The sequence below is a fragment of the Microbacterium sp. LMI13-1-1.1 genome, from assembly GCF_040815625.1.
GTDB lineage: Bacteria > Actinomycetota > Actinomycetes > Actinomycetales > Microbacteriaceae > Microbacterium > Microbacterium forte.
Genome location: NZ_JBFPNL010000001.1, coordinates 482,232 through 494,600, shown reverse-complemented (window position 1 = coordinate 494,600; position 12,369 = coordinate 482,232). Strand labels below are relative to the sequence as shown.

Genomic DNA, 12,369 nt, shown 5'->3' with positions numbered 1-12,369 from the left:
CGCACGCGCCGCGGCCCCGAAGAGCCGATCATGAGCGGTGTATCGTCGCTCGCATGGATTCGGAGCTCGCTGACATCGCGGTGACGCTTTACACCGGTTCGCCGACCGAGTTCATCACCGCACGAAACGCCCGCGCCGCCGACGCCGATGACCCCGCTCTCGCGGCCCGAATCCGGGCCTTGAAGAAGCCGTCGGTCGCGGCCTGGGTGGTGAACGTCTTCGCGCACGAACGCAGCTCGCAACTCGGAGAGGCGTTGCTACTCGCCGAAGAACTGCGCGAAGCGCAGGCGGATCTGGACGCTCGCGCTCTCGCACAGCTCGGACGCGACCGGCGCGCCCTCACCAACAGGCTCGCCGCGGACGCCGCAAGACTCGCCGAAGCGCGCGGACAGCGCATCACGGCGTCGACGAGAGAGGCGGTGCAGCAGACCATCAGCGCCGCCTTCTTCGATCCGACCGCGGCCGCCGCAGTCGCGTCCGCTCGGTTGGTGCGGGAGTTGGAACCCGCCGGCACGTTCGCAGACATCGCCGACAGCATCGTCGGCGGGGGCGTTCCCGATGCCCCCGCGGTCACCGCCAAGCCTCTCGATGAGGTCAAGGCGCGCAGAGAGCGACGGGACGCGGAACGGACTGTCAGAGAAGCGGAGAGGACACACGATCGCGTGGTCCGCGAGGCGGCCACAACGGACCGGGCGCTCAGGGATGCATCCGTGCGTGTCGACGAGCTCACACATCGCGAGCAGGAACTCGAGGCAGAACTGGCGAAGGTGCGGCGCGATGCGAAACGTGCACGAGGTGAGGCCGAGAAGGCGGAGACCGAGCAGGCAGCACTCGCGCAGCGCGTACGAGACGCGGAGGACGATCTCCGCGCCGCACGGGAAGCCCTCGACGGGCTCGCAGTCGATTGAAAAGGCCCGCCTCCCTGGTTGATCACCAGGGAGGCGGGCCTTCTTGCTTGTGACAGCGACGTGGTGGAGCTGGGGGGAATCGAACCCCCGTCCAACGCTGAGTCTCCACGCCTTCTCCGGGCGCAGTCTGTGAAGACGTTCTGCTCGGCTCCGACCTTTGTCACAGACACCTAAGTCGACGAGCCCAGCCTGGGAAGAGTCCCACGTGACGTCCAGACGCCATCACGCAGCAAGATTCCTAGATGACGCCAGGATCCGTACCGGAATCACATACGGCCTGACGGACTATCGGGCTCGCTTATGCAGCGAGGGCGAAGTCGTTGCGCTTGGTTTCGGCAACTATTGTTTTGCAGAGAGCGTTTACGAGATAACTCTGCATCCTCGGCCCGCTTCTCGTGGATTCACAGGCGCTGTCGAAACCGATCAGCCCCGTGGTCCTTCTCTCGAAGGAGCCGCTGTCACACTGTTGATTTTTCACCTCGGGAACCGGAGTCCCCGAGCCTCATAGACTACAACGTTCGCAGCGGCTGCGCCATTCCTGGGCTCCTCAGTGCGCTGGCGTAGAGTCGCGACATGAGCGAAGTCACCGTCACCGTCCGGGGCGAGCATGAGGCGCGGATCGCGCCCGAGCGCGCCACCATCCGCGTCAGCGTCCGCGCCGAAGGCGCCGAGCGAGCAGCAGTCGTCGACCGCGTCATGCGTCTCACCGAGCCTGTGCGCGAGAGCATCGTCGCACGACATGACACCGGTGTCGTCGTCGACTGGTCGAGCAAGCGACTGTCCGTGCGCGCCGAACGTCCGTGGAACAACGAAGGCAAGCGTCTCGCCCCCGTGCACTACGCCAGCATCGATCTGACTGCGACCTTCGCCGAGGCGTCCGAGCTCTCGCTCTGGGTATCGGACGTCTCGCCGTGGGATGGAGTCGAGGTCGGATGGGTCGACTGGCATCTCACGACCGAGACGCGCTCGCGGATCGAGCGCGAGGTCGCGGCGGCGGCAGTCGGAGTGGCTGTCACACGCGCGCAGGCGTACGCGACGGCGCTCGGACTCGGCACCGTCGTGCCTGTGGAGATCGCCGATGTCGGGCTGATCGCGCCGACACCCGTCCAGCCGTTCTCCGGCATGGCGAAGGTGCGCGGCGCCATGATGCAGGAATCCGACACAGGCGGTGCGTCGATGGAGTACGAGCCTGACGAGATCGTCATCTCGGCCACCGTGGAGGCGCGCTTCCTCGCTCGCTGATCCGGGCCGTCAGGCGCTCACGGCGAACGGTGCGAGATCGGCCGCGAGCCGCTCCGACACACGCGCATGCACGACCGTGCCCTGCTCACTGTGGTCCACAGACAGGAGCATCCCCGTCTCGTGGATCGCCGCGACCAGATCGCCGCGGTCATACGGAACCACCGCGTGAACCTCGACAGCGGGCTTCGGAAGCGCCTCTTCGATGGCTGCTCGAAGCTCCTCGATGCCCTCACCCGAACGCGACGAGACGAAATGCGCTTTGGGCTCGAGGCCCTGCAGCACGAGACGCTCATCGTCGGCGATGAGATCCGCCTTGTTGAAGACGACGATCTCCGGCATGTCACGCACGCCGACGTCGCCCATCACGTCACGCACGGTCTGCAGCTGACCGGCGGGATCGGGGTGCGATCCGTCGACCACATGCAGCACGACATCCGCCTCGCCGACCTCTTCGAGCGTCGAACGGAACGCCTCCACGAGCTGGTGCGGAAGGTTGCGAACGAACCCGACGGTGTCGGTCAGCGTGTACACACGTCCGTCTGAGGTCTCCGACCGGCGCACCGTCGCGTCCAGCGTCGCGAACAGCGCGTTCTCCACGAGCACCCCGGCGCTCGTCAGAGCGTTGAGCAGGCTCGACTTGCCGGCGTTGGTGTAGCCCGCGATCGCGACGGACGGAATCGTGTTGCGCTTGCGCTCGGCCCGCTTCGCCTCTCGCGCCGGGCCGTAGTCGCGGATCTGTCGGCGCAGCAGCGCCATCTTGGTGCGGATCCGGCGACGGTCGAGCTCGATCTTCGTCTCACCGGGGCCGCGCGAGCCCATACCGGCGCCGCCTGCACCGACCTGGCCACCCGCCTGGCGGCTCATCGAGTCACCCCAGCCGCGCAGACGCGGCAGCAGGTATTCGAGCTGCGCCAGTTCGACCTGCGCCTTGCCCTCGCGGCTCTTGGCGTGCTGACTGAAGATGTCGAGGATCACGGTGGTGCGATCGATGACCTTGACCTTGACGACGTCCTCGAGGGCTCGTCGCTGGCTGGGGGCGAGTTCGGTGTCGGCGATCACGGTGTCGGCGCCGGTGGCTGCGACGATGCCCTTCAGCTCCTGCGCCTTGCCTCGGCCGATGTAGGTCGCGGCATCCGGATGCGGTCGTCGCTGCAGAACGCCGTCGAGCACGACCGCGCCTGCGGTCTCAGCGAGGGCCGCCAGCTCACGAAGCGAGTTCTCCGCATCGTCCTGGGCCCCCTGCGGGTACACGCCGACCAGTACCACGTTCTCGAGGCGCAGCTGCCGGTACTCGACCTCTGTGACATCTTCGAGTTCGGTGGAGAGACCGCCGACGCGCCGCAGCGCATGACGATCCTCGAGGTCCCACTGGTCGCCGTCCGACGAGGCATGCGAGGCCGTCGACTGGTCTTGCAGCGCCTGCGCGGCGCCGAAGACACGAGCCTCCGTCCGCTTCTCCGCATTCGCGAGTACGCGATCGACTGCTTCGTCACCTGTGGAGTGTGTGGTGGTCTCCGTCATCCGTCCCTAATCTCTGGGTTTTGTTGCGAGCCTTAACCTTAGCCCGCGCTGTCCGCTACGCTCACGGTATGGGGTCCGACCATTACTTCACCGCGGCCCCGGCAAGCCCCGAGAACCTGCGATCGATCCGTGTGACGCTCGCAGGCCGAGAGCTGGACGTCACCACTGCTGGCGGCGTCTTCAGCCCGGATCGGCTGGATGCCGGTACAGCCGTCCTTCTCGCAAACATGCCCCCGGTTCCGCCGGGAGGCCATCTTCTCGACCTCGGAAGCGGGTGGGGGCCCATCACGCTGTCGATGGCGCTGGCTGCGCCCCACGCGACCGTGTGGGCCGTCGACGTGAATGAGCGGGCTCTCGATCTCGTGCGACGCAACGCCGCGGCTCATGGTCTCAAGAATATCAACGCCTCCTTGCCCGAAGATGTTCCCGCCGACGTCACATTCCGCTCGATCCGTTCGAACCCGCCGATCAGAGTGGGCAAGAACGAACTTCACGGACTGCTCGAGAAGTGGATCCCCCGGCTCGACGAGCGCAGCGACGCCTGGCTCGTCGTGCAGCGCAACCTCGGCGCGGATTCGCTGCAACGGTGGATCGGCTCGACGTTCCACCCTGGTTTCAGCGTCCATCGGACCGCCACGTCCAAGGGGTACCGCATCCTGAAGGTGCGCAAGCACGGAACCCCTCCGACCGAGCCGATCACGCTCGTCTGAGCCTTCGCAGCGACGACGTCACCGACCCGCGAGTTCGGGAAGATCGCGCATATCCGTGAACACGATGGCGCCCTCGCGCTCCAGCCAGTCAGCTGGGGTGAGTCCGCCGGCATAGCCGAGAACACGCATGCCCGCGGCGCGGGCGGCCTGGACTCCGAATCGACTGTCCTCGACCACCACGCAGCGTTCAGGGTCGACTCCGAGCCGCTCAGCCGCGTGCAGGAAGAGATCAGGGGCAGGCTTGCCGTTTGCGACGTCGTCTGCGCTGAAGATCCGTCCGTCGAATCGCGGCAGGAGCCCCGTCTGGCCGAGCGTCCGCCGGATCTTCGCATGGGCGCCACTCGAGGCGACGCACGTGGCCGTCGTGATCTCGTCCAGCGCTGCCTCGACCCCATCCACCGCCGTCAGCTCGCGCGCGAATGCGTCGAGGTACCACGGCTGGTAGGGCGCCTCCCAGTCGTCGGAAAGCGGTCGTCCCCGGTGCGCTTCGACCTCAGCGCGGAAGTGCGCGGAGGAGCGTCCGACGAACCGGTGCAGGATCTCGTCGTGGGAGAGAGACCACCCGAGGTCTGCGAGAACCCTGCGATCCACCTCGATCGACAGCTTCTCGCTGTCTACGAGCACTCCGTCACAGTCGAAGATGACCAGGTCGATCTGGCCGGTCGTCGACATCAGATCAGGTCGACCTCGCCGCTGAAGACGAGCTGGGCCGGCCCGGAGAGGGCGACGTGCTCACCGTCCTCTGCAGGGAACATGCGCACACCGAGAGTGCCGCCCGGGACCTCCACGCGCCAGTTGTCGGGTGCCTTCGAGCCGGCCCAGTAGCGCACGGCCAGCGCCGTGGCCGCGACACCCGTGCCGCAGCTCAGGGTCTCCCCCACGCCGCGCTCTGAGACGCGCATCGAGACGTGTCCGATGCCGTCCCTCACCAGCGGCTCCCCCGGGACGACGAACTCGACGTTCGCCCCCGCGGGAGGGGCGGGATCGAGCACGGGAGCGCGGTGCAGCTCGAGAGACGACAGCTCCGCCTCGGAGGCGAGTGCGACCACGACATGCGGATTTCCGACGTCGATGCCCAGACCGGGTCTCGTGACAGGGAGCCCGTCGGCAGTGACGAGCGGGTCATCGCCGGAGAGCTTCCACAGGCCGAGATCCACCTGGTACCCCGTCTCGCTGCGCGTCACGTCGCGGACACCCGCACGCGTTCCGATCGGGAGTGTGGAACCGGGCTCGATCGTGGCGAGGCCGGAGCGCACGAGGTAATGCACGAAGACGCGGATGCCGTTGCCGCACATCTCAGCGATGGACCCGTCTGCATTGCGGTAGTCCATGAACCACTCGGCGGCGGGCTCCTCCGCGAGAGCAGCCTGCCCGTCTGCGATCGCCGCAGAGCGCACCACACGAAGGATGCCGTCGGCGCCGATGCCTCGGTGTCGATCGCAGAGGACGGCGACCTGCTCGGCGCTCAGTTCGAGAGCGCCGTCGGGGTCGGCGATGATGACGAAGTCGTTGCCGGTGCCGTGTCCTTTGGTGAATGCGACCATCCACCCAGTCTAGAGATCGCGGCTATGCGTCGACGATCAGACGCCTGCCCGTGTTCGACACCGAGAATCGCTCGTATCCGAGGTCGTCGTAGAAGCCCAGCGCTTCCTCGTTGCCCTCTCTGACCATGAGCTGCACCTTCGGGCAGCCCATTTCCAGAAGGAGTCGCTCGGCTTCGCGCACGAGAGAGCGCGCGATCCCCTGATGACGGTGCGACCGGGCGGTGGCCAGGTAGTACAGCCATCCCCTGTGCCCGTCGTAACCCGCCATCACGGTGCCGATGATCCGCGCTGATGTCGACCGTTCCTCGTCCTCGACGACCAGGAACAGCTCGGGCTGCACCGTGAGCTTGCGCTCGATGTCGAGCCGGGGGTCGTTCCACGGCCGCGTGAGGCCAGCCTCGGTCCAGAGAGCCACCACAGACTCCGTGTCCGCACGATCGAATGCGCGGACCTCCCAGGTCTCGCCCGAGCTCACGGGAGTCGACGACTCAGCCATGCAGCACACGGTAACGGCCGCACATGAAGTTGCGGTTGCGTGCGACCTCGAGAAGCTCGAGGTCCAGTGCTCTCGGCAGCAACGGCGCCCCCGAGCCGAGTGTCACCGGCGCGTACTGCACCCACACCTCGTCGAGAAGACCGGCATCGGCGAACTGCCCGGCCAGGTCGCCACCGCCGACGACCCACAGATCCTTGCCCCCGGCGGCGGCGACCATCTCGGAGTGCACGGCGGCGACGTCACCCTGCGCCGCGCGAATGTCAGCGCCGGCCGGAAGCTCGAGCGGTCGGTGGGCGAAGACCCATGTCGGCTGCTCGTACCCCCATCGCCCTTCCTCGTGGCGCATGACCCATTCGTATGTCGATGCTCCCATCGCCAGAGCACCGATCGTCTTCTCGAAGCCGGCGTACGACATGGGTCCTTCTTCGTCGATGTCCTGCCTCAGGAGCCAGTCGAGGGAGTGCTGATCAGTCGCGATGAAACCGTCGATGCTGCTCGCGGTGTAGAAGTGGGTGGCCATTGATCAACCATCTCACCAGGCACCGACATCCAGCCACCGAGATCGGTGAGTCTGCGGGCTCAGGGGGCGACGAGCGAAGCGGCGTCCACCGGTGGTTCGTGCCACGTGAGGCCGGGATAGCGCTTGAACCACGACACCTGGCGGCGGGCGTAGCGGCGGGTGAGCGCCTGCGTCTCGGCGATCGCCTCGGCCTGAGTGAGCCGGCCATCGATCTGCGCGAGCGCCTGGCTGTAGCCGATGGCGCGCTGAGCTGTCGCGCCGTTCTCGAGCCCCTCGCGACGGAGACCCTGCACCTCGTCGACCAGGCCCGCTTGCCACATGCCCTCGACGCGGGCGTCCAGCCTCTCCACCAGGGCTCCGCGGTCGACGTGCAGGCCGATGAGACGCGTGTCGGCCCGCCAGAGCGCGGGCTGTTCCGGCAGAGACGCGCCGTGCGTGACGCTGCCCTGCTCGAGGACTTCGAGCGCACGGATCACGCGTCTGGCATTCTTGGGGTCGACGCGGGAGGCCGTCGCGGGATCAAGCTTTCGCAGCCGGTCGAGCATGCCACCGACACCCTCGCTTTCGAGCTCGCGTTCGAGCCGCTCCCGGATCACCGGATCACGCGGCGGGAAGGCGAAGTCGAACACGACGCTGGACACGTACAGACCCGATCCGCCCACGAGGATGGCGTCGGCCCCGCGTCGCTGGATGTCGGTGATCACGGACCGCGCCAGCGGCTGGTACCAGGCGACGGCGGCTTCCTCCTGCACCTCCCGCACGTCGAACAGATGGTGGGGAATCCCCCGGCGATCGTGCGGGGCGAGTTTCGCCGTGCCGATGTCCATTCCGCGGTAGAGCTGCATGGCGTCGGCATTCACGATCTCGGCGGCGTTGTCTCGGCTGCGCAGCACCTCAGCGAGATCGAGGGCGAGATCGCTCTTGCCCGTTCCTGTCGCGCCCACGATCGCCCAGAGCCGCGGAACCCTGTCCGCGTCGCTCGACGCCGGATCGGTCATTCTTCGAGCAGTGTTCACCTGCCGACGCGGAGCGTCGGCAGACCGAGGGATACGGCACGGGTGCCATCGCCGGACGTCGGTGCCGGCACAGCACAGGACTCCGCCTGTCCTCGGTCCCAGGCGTCCCCGCCACGCGTGCGACGGATCCGCAATGGGAGGCCTGTCGGGTCGTCTGCGAGCAGGTGGAAGGGCGCCGCATGGGTGATCGTCACCGAGACGACATCACCGGGCCGTGGGACAGCGGAACCGGGAGTGACCTCGAAGTGGACGAGTCGGTTGTCCTCGGCGCGTCCGGTCAGACGGTGGGTCTCGGCATCCTTCTTGCCTTCGCCCGTCGACACGAGGACATCGACCTGGCGTCCGACCTGCCTCTGGTTCTCCTCGAGGGAGATACGCTCCTGAAGCGCCATGAGCCGGTTGTAGCGCTCCTGCACCACAGCCTTGGGAATCTGGTCCTCCATGGTCGCGGCGGGTGTGCCCTCACGGATCGAGTACTGGAACGTGAACGCACTCGAGAACCGGGCCTGTTCGACCACCCGCATCGTGTCTTCGAAGTCCTCCTCCGTCTCACCGGGGAATCCGACGATGATGTCGGTAGTGATCGCGGCGTGCGGAATACGATCACGGACTCGATCGAGGATCCCGAGGAACTTCTCGCTGCGGTACGACCGGCGCATGGCCTTCAGGACGCGGTCGCTGCCGGACTGGAGCGGCATGTGAAGCTGCGGCATCACGTTGGGAGTCTCTGCCATCGCGTCGATCACATCGTCGGTGAAGGCGGCGGGGTGAGGACTCGTGAAGCGGATCCGCTCGAGCCCGTCGATCTCGCCTGCGGCGCGGAGCAGCTTGCCGAAAGCCTGTCGATCCCCGAACTCCACGCCGTAGGAGTTGACGTTCTGTCCGAGCAGAGTGACTTCGATGGCGCCGTCTTCGACGAGCAGGCGGATCTCATTGAGGATGTCGCCTGGGCGGCGGTCCTTCTCCTTGCCCCGAAGACTCGGAACGATGCAGAAGGTGCACGTGTTGTTGCACCCGACCGAGATCGACACCCAACCGCTGTGCGCAGAATCGCGCTTCGTCGGAAGCGTCGAGGGGAACACCTCGAGCGACTCCAGGATCTCGAGCTCGGCGTCACCGTTGTGGCGCGCGCGCTCGAGAAGGCCGGGAAGCGAACCCATGTTGTGCGTGCCGAAGACGACGTCGACCCACGGCGCTTTCTCGAGCACGGCCTGCTTGTCCATCTGCGCCAGGCAGCCGCCCACGGCGATCTGCATCCCGTCCTTGCGTCGCTTCACCGAGGCGAGCTGGCCCAGGGTGCCGTAGAGCTTGCCTGCGGCATTGTCGCGCACCGCGCACGTGTTGATGATCACCACGTCGGCCTCGGCACCGTCAGTCGCGCGGACATATCCTGCGCTCTCGAGAGAGCCAGAAAGTCGCTCGGAATCGTGGACGTTCATCTGGCAGCCGAAGGTGCGGACCTCGTAGGAACGCTGGCGTCCATCAAGATCGATTGCTGCGGACGATGACGCGATGATCGTCGGCTCACTGCGAGGGATATTCATGATCCCCCCATTCTACGAGCGGTTGCGCGCCACCGCCGCTGAGGCGAGGGGCTCGAGCCCCTCGCCTCAGTCAGTCCGAGTCGACGAATCGAACCCCGGATGAAGACGAGCCGAAAGAGGCCTCAGCAAGGGCAGACTTGGCGGCTGTCATCGCGACCGAGCCGTTGTAGCCACGGCGGGACAGCTGACCGACCAGACGTCGCAGCGCTGTGTCGCCGTCGAGACGAGACATGGCTCGTGCTTTCGAGCGTGCGTACTCGAGTGCGCGCTCGGCGTCATCGTCGGGAATGTCGTCAAGGGCCGCATCGATCACATCGCGAGGGATGCCCCGCTGCGAGAGCGCCCTCGACAGCGCAACTCGCCCCTGCCCCTTGCGCTCGATCCCGGATGTCACCAGCTGGCCGGCGAGGAGTGTGTCGTCTAGGTACCCTCGTCGACAGAAATCATCGATCACATCATCGATCGCACCCGCATCGAGCCGCACGGCGTTCTTTTCATAGCCCCTCAGCACCATCCGCGCTTCCGACAGAGAGAGCGAACGAGTCCGCAGCTTGCGGACGAGTAGCTCTTCTGCGTCGGCACGCAATTGAGAGGGGTCGACGCCCGGGACATCGTCGGATCCCAGATCCTGCAACTGCAACGCGCGCAGACGCGGTGCGGACCGAGCCGCTGCGCCGCGAGCAGGATGACGCTCACTGGGCCCACGAGAGTCGATGGGCGCGACGGGATTCGAATCTCGGCTCGAGATGCCCCCTGTCGACTGCCACACCCCGGCGTCTGGCGCCGAACGAGCTATCGCGCTTTCGACCTCCGGACCTTCCCGGTCGACCGACTTCGCGCGTGTGTCGTCACGACCGAAAAGGGGGATGATGGGGGCGAGCTGCTCAGGCCCGCCCCCGCCATCACTCATGGTTCACTCCGGGTGTTCCCCAACCGCGAACCATCACGCTCATGCCGGACGACGCTCGGCGAGCTCGTCAGCAGGCGCCTCGGTGGCTCCTCCGATGCCGAGCTTCTGCTTGATCTGCGTCTCGATTGCAAGCGCGACATCCGGGTTCTTGAGGAGGAACGTCCGCGCGTTCTCCTTGCCCTGGCCCAGCTGGTCGCCGTCGTAGGTGTACCACGATCCGGACTTCTTCACGATGGCGTGCTCGACACCGAAGTCGATCAGGCTGCCCTCGCGCGAGATGCCGACGCCATACAGGATGTCGAACTCCGCCTGCTTGAACGGCGGTGCCATCTTGTTCTTCACCACCTTGACCCTGGTGCGGTTTCCGACTGCATCGGTGCCGTCCTTCAGCGTCTCGATGCGGCGGATGTCCATGCGGACCGACGCGTAGAACTTCAGCGCCTTTCCACCCGCGGTGGTCTCGGGCGATCCGAAGAAGACGCCGATCTTCTCGCGCAGCTGGTTGATGAAGATCATCGTGGTGTTCGTCTGGTTGAGTCCACCCGTGAGCTTTCGCAGTGCCTGCGACATCAGTCGAGCCTGCAGACCCACGTGGGAGTCACCCATCTCGCCCTCGATCTCAGCCCGAGGCACGAGAGCCGCGACGGAGTCGATGACGATCAGATCGATGGCGCCGGAGCGGACGAGCATGTCCGCGATCTCGAGCGCCTGCTCACCCGTATCGGGCTGCGAGACGAGAAGAGCGTCGATGTCGACACCGAGCTTCGCGGCGTAGTCGGGGTCGAGCGCATGCTCGGCATCGATGAAGGCGGCGATCCCGCCGGCACGCTGGGCGTTTGCAATCGCGTGCAGCGTGAGCGTCGTCTTACCCGAGGACTCGGGGCCGTAGATCTCGACGATTCGTCCACGCGGGAGCCCTCCGACGCCGAGGGCGACATCGAGAGCGATCGAACCGGTCGGGATGACGGCGACGGGTGCGCGCTCGTCGCTGCCCAGTCGCATGACCGAGCCCTTTCCGAACTGACGGTCGATCTGGGCGAGTGCTGTCTCGAGGGACTTCTCGCGGTCAGCGGGTGATGGCATGACGTGCTCCTTATGCTCGCGTGGTGCCGCCTGTAGGCTGTCGCGGTCCTCCCGGCTGGGCGGAACTCTCCGACAAGGCGTATGGCTCTTCGGCTTGCTGTTCACCGTACGAGGGGCCTCGGACATTGCGTCGTCAGCTCCGCGAAACAGGGAGAACACCGTCTCCGAACCACTTGTGCAGAAGACTACGCCCGTTTCGAACACATATTCGACGACACGCCGTCACGGCATGTCGTTAGTCGAACGCTCGTCGTATGCGTCGGAGGGTCATCGCTTGCGCGGCTCGAGGCGCCCGGCGCCGTGCCGCCGCTCCTGAGGCACATCGGTCTCGGCGCACAGCGCCAGCCAGATGTCACGCGGGGGAACGCCCGCGTCCAGAGCCTGGTCCGCAGTGCGTCCGGCGAGCTGGGTCAGAATGAGGTCACTGACGAGCGACGACCCTCGACCGCCGAATTCCGCGTCGACTGCGCGGAGGAACTCACTGCGACGCATCAGAGAACGAAGAGAATCCGACGCTCAGTGAAGCGAAAGCTCTGGCTCGACGGAAGCCACGAGGTCATCGGGAACGACATCGGGGAAGACCTGGATGCCCTCGAGAACGGAGATGCGGTCGCCGACCTCTCGCATGATGATCGAGATGGGAACATCCAGAGCATCGGCCACCGAGGCGAGAATCTCGCTCGACGCCTCTTTCTGGCCCCGCTCGACCTCACTGAGATAGCCCAGGGCCACGGATGCCTTGCTTGCAACCTGCCGGAGCGTACGCCCCTTCTGCAGGCGGAAGTCCCTCAGCACATCGCCGATTTCCTGTCGTACAAGAATCATCGGAACCTCCTCCCAGATCGCCTTCTCGAGGTCTCCCTCGAGGAGACCGC

General features: G+C 66.3%; 14 protein-coding genes and 1 other RNA gene. 3 read left to right on the top strand and 12 right to left on the bottom strand.

The features are described 5' to 3' along the window. Positions 1–53: 53 nt before the first annotated feature. Positions 54–908 (top strand): transposase, encoded by an 855-nt coding sequence (locus tag MRBLMI13_RS02330; protein ID WP_367820745.1) that lies wholly within the window; start codon positions 54–56, stop codon positions 906–908. A gap of 61 nt (positions 909–969) precedes the next feature. On the opposite strand, the gene ssrA is transcribed toward MRBLMI13_RS02330, so the two are convergent. Next, positions 970–1,339: a transfer-messenger RNA gene (gene ssrA / locus MRBLMI13_RS02325) on the bottom strand. A gap of 142 nt (positions 1,340–1,481) precedes the next feature. Between ssrA and MRBLMI13_RS02320 the strand changes: the two genes are divergently transcribed. Continuing rightward, positions 1,482–2,150, top strand: a complete 669-nt coding sequence (locus MRBLMI13_RS02320) for an SIMPL domain-containing protein (protein WP_079112693.1) — start codon at positions 1,482–1,484, stop codon at positions 2,148–2,150. A gap of 9 nt (positions 2,151–2,159) precedes the next feature. Here the strand turns inward: MRBLMI13_RS02320 and hflX are convergent, their stop codons facing one another. Next, positions 2,160–3,671: a GTPase HflX gene (hflX, locus tag MRBLMI13_RS02315; RefSeq protein ID WP_042541761.1), complete on the bottom strand. Its 1,512-nt coding sequence runs from the start codon at positions 3,669–3,671 to the stop codon at positions 2,160–2,162. Positions 3,672–3,739: 68 nt separating this feature from the next. On the opposite strand from hflX, the gene MRBLMI13_RS02310 reads away from it, so the two are divergent. After that, positions 3,740–4,381, top strand: a complete 642-nt coding sequence (locus tag MRBLMI13_RS02310; protein ID WP_042541762.1) for a class I SAM-dependent methyltransferase — start codon at positions 3,740–3,742, stop codon at positions 4,379–4,381. An 18-nt stretch (positions 4,382–4,399) separates the two neighbouring features. Here the strand turns inward: MRBLMI13_RS02310 and MRBLMI13_RS02305 are convergent, their stop codons facing one another. From MRBLMI13_RS02305 to MRBLMI13_RS02260, 10 genes are all read right to left on the bottom strand, one after another. Next, positions 4,400–5,053 carry an HAD family hydrolase gene (locus MRBLMI13_RS02305; protein ID WP_367820748.1) on the bottom strand — a complete coding sequence of 218 codons (654 nt, stop codon included), beginning with the start codon at positions 5,051–5,053 and terminating at the stop codon, positions 4,400–4,402. Continuing rightward, complete coding sequence (gene dapF, locus MRBLMI13_RS02300; RefSeq protein WP_079112691.1) at positions 5,053–5,925, bottom strand: diaminopimelate epimerase; 873 nt, start codon at positions 5,923–5,925, stop codon at positions 5,053–5,055. Before dapF ends, MRBLMI13_RS02305 begins: the two co-directional genes overlap by 1 nt. Before the next feature lie 22 nt (positions 5,926–5,947). Then, complete coding sequence (locus tag MRBLMI13_RS02295) at positions 5,948–6,421, bottom strand: GNAT family acetyltransferase (RefSeq protein ID WP_079112690.1); 474 nt, start codon at positions 6,419–6,421, stop codon at positions 5,948–5,950. Further along, positions 6,414–6,941, bottom strand: coding sequence for a dihydrofolate reductase family protein (locus tag MRBLMI13_RS02290; RefSeq protein ID WP_367820750.1), 528 nt, complete (start codon positions 6,939–6,941; stop codon positions 6,414–6,416). Before MRBLMI13_RS02290 ends, MRBLMI13_RS02295 begins: the two co-directional genes overlap by 8 nt. Positions 6,942–7,000: 59 nt before the next feature. Further along, positions 7,001–7,939 carry a tRNA (adenosine(37)-N6)-dimethylallyltransferase MiaA gene (gene miaA, locus MRBLMI13_RS02285; RefSeq protein ID WP_367820752.1) on the bottom strand — a complete coding sequence of 313 codons (939 nt, stop codon included), beginning with the start codon at positions 7,937–7,939 and terminating at the stop codon, positions 7,001–7,003. Positions 7,940–7,953: 14 nt separating this feature from the next. Then, positions 7,954–9,501, bottom strand: coding sequence for a tRNA (N6-isopentenyl adenosine(37)-C2)-methylthiotransferase MiaB (gene miaB / locus MRBLMI13_RS02280; RefSeq protein WP_367820754.1), 1,548 nt, complete (start codon positions 9,499–9,501; stop codon positions 7,954–7,956). A gap of 70 nt (positions 9,502–9,571) precedes the next feature. Then, a complete protein-coding gene (locus MRBLMI13_RS02275) occupies positions 9,572–10,015 on the bottom strand; it encodes a regulatory protein RecX (RefSeq protein WP_367820756.1) in 444 nt (147 codons plus the stop codon). Positions 10,016–10,450: 435 nt separating this feature from the next. Then, positions 10,451–11,494: a recombinase RecA gene (gene recA / locus MRBLMI13_RS02270; RefSeq protein ID WP_042541770.1), complete on the bottom strand. Its 1,044-nt coding sequence runs from the start codon at positions 11,492–11,494 to the stop codon at positions 10,451–10,453. Between the two features lie 267 nt (positions 11,495–11,761). Then, positions 11,762–11,986, bottom strand: coding sequence for a DUF3046 domain-containing protein (locus MRBLMI13_RS02265; RefSeq protein ID WP_042541771.1), 225 nt, complete (start codon positions 11,984–11,986; stop codon positions 11,762–11,764). A gap of 24 nt (positions 11,987–12,010) precedes the next feature. Next, positions 12,011–12,319 (bottom strand): helix-turn-helix domain-containing protein, encoded by a 309-nt coding sequence (locus MRBLMI13_RS02260; protein ID WP_042541772.1) that lies wholly within the window; start codon positions 12,317–12,319, stop codon positions 12,011–12,013. Positions 12,320–12,369 lie beyond the last annotated feature (50 nt).

Excerpts from the sequence above, each read along its gene's own strand:
- MRBLMI13_RS02330 (WP_367820745.1), top strand. The coding sequence starts at position 54 with ATGGATTCGGAGCTCGCTGACATCGCGGTGACGCTTTACACCGGTTCG.
- MRBLMI13_RS02320 (WP_079112693.1), top strand. The coding sequence starts at position 1,482 with ATGAGCGAAGTCACCGTCACCGTCCGGGGCGAGCATGAGGCGCGGATC.
- hflX (WP_042541761.1), bottom strand. The coding sequence starts at position 3,671 with ATGACGGAGACCACCACACACTCCACAGGTGACGAAGCAGTCGATCGC.
- MRBLMI13_RS02310 (WP_042541762.1), top strand. The coding sequence starts at position 3,740 with ATGGGGTCCGACCATTACTTCACCGCGGCCCCGGCAAGCCCCGAGAAC.
- MRBLMI13_RS02305 (WP_367820748.1), bottom strand. The coding sequence starts at position 5,053 with ATGTCGACGACCGGCCAGATCGACCTGGTCATCTTCGACTGTGACGGA.
- dapF (WP_079112691.1), bottom strand. The coding sequence starts at position 5,925 with ATGGTCGCATTCACCAAAGGACACGGCACCGGCAACGACTTCGTCATC.
- MRBLMI13_RS02295 (WP_079112690.1), bottom strand. The coding sequence starts at position 6,421 with ATGGCTGAGTCGTCGACTCCCGTGAGCTCGGGCGAGACCTGGGAGGTC.
- MRBLMI13_RS02290 (WP_367820750.1), bottom strand. The coding sequence starts at position 6,941 with ATGGCCACCCACTTCTACACCGCGAGCAGCATCGACGGTTTCATCGCG.
- miaA (WP_367820752.1), bottom strand. The coding sequence starts at position 7,939 with ATGACCGATCCGGCGTCGAGCGACGCGGACAGGGTTCCGCGGCTCTGG.
- miaB (WP_367820754.1), bottom strand. The coding sequence starts at position 9,501 with ATGAATATCCCTCGCAGTGAGCCGACGATCATCGCGTCATCGTCCGCA.
- MRBLMI13_RS02275 (WP_367820756.1), bottom strand. The coding sequence starts at position 10,015 with ATGGTGCTGAGGGGCTATGAAAAGAACGCCGTGCGGCTCGATGCGGGT.
- recA (WP_042541770.1), bottom strand. The coding sequence starts at position 11,494 with ATGCCATCACCCGCTGACCGCGAGAAGTCCCTCGAGACAGCACTCGCC.
- MRBLMI13_RS02265 (WP_042541771.1), bottom strand. The coding sequence starts at position 11,986 with ATGCGTCGCAGTGAGTTCCTCCGCGCAGTCGACGCGGAATTCGGCGGT.
- MRBLMI13_RS02260 (WP_042541772.1), bottom strand. The coding sequence starts at position 12,319 with ATGATTCTTGTACGACAGGAAATCGGCGATGTGCTGAGGGACTTCCGC.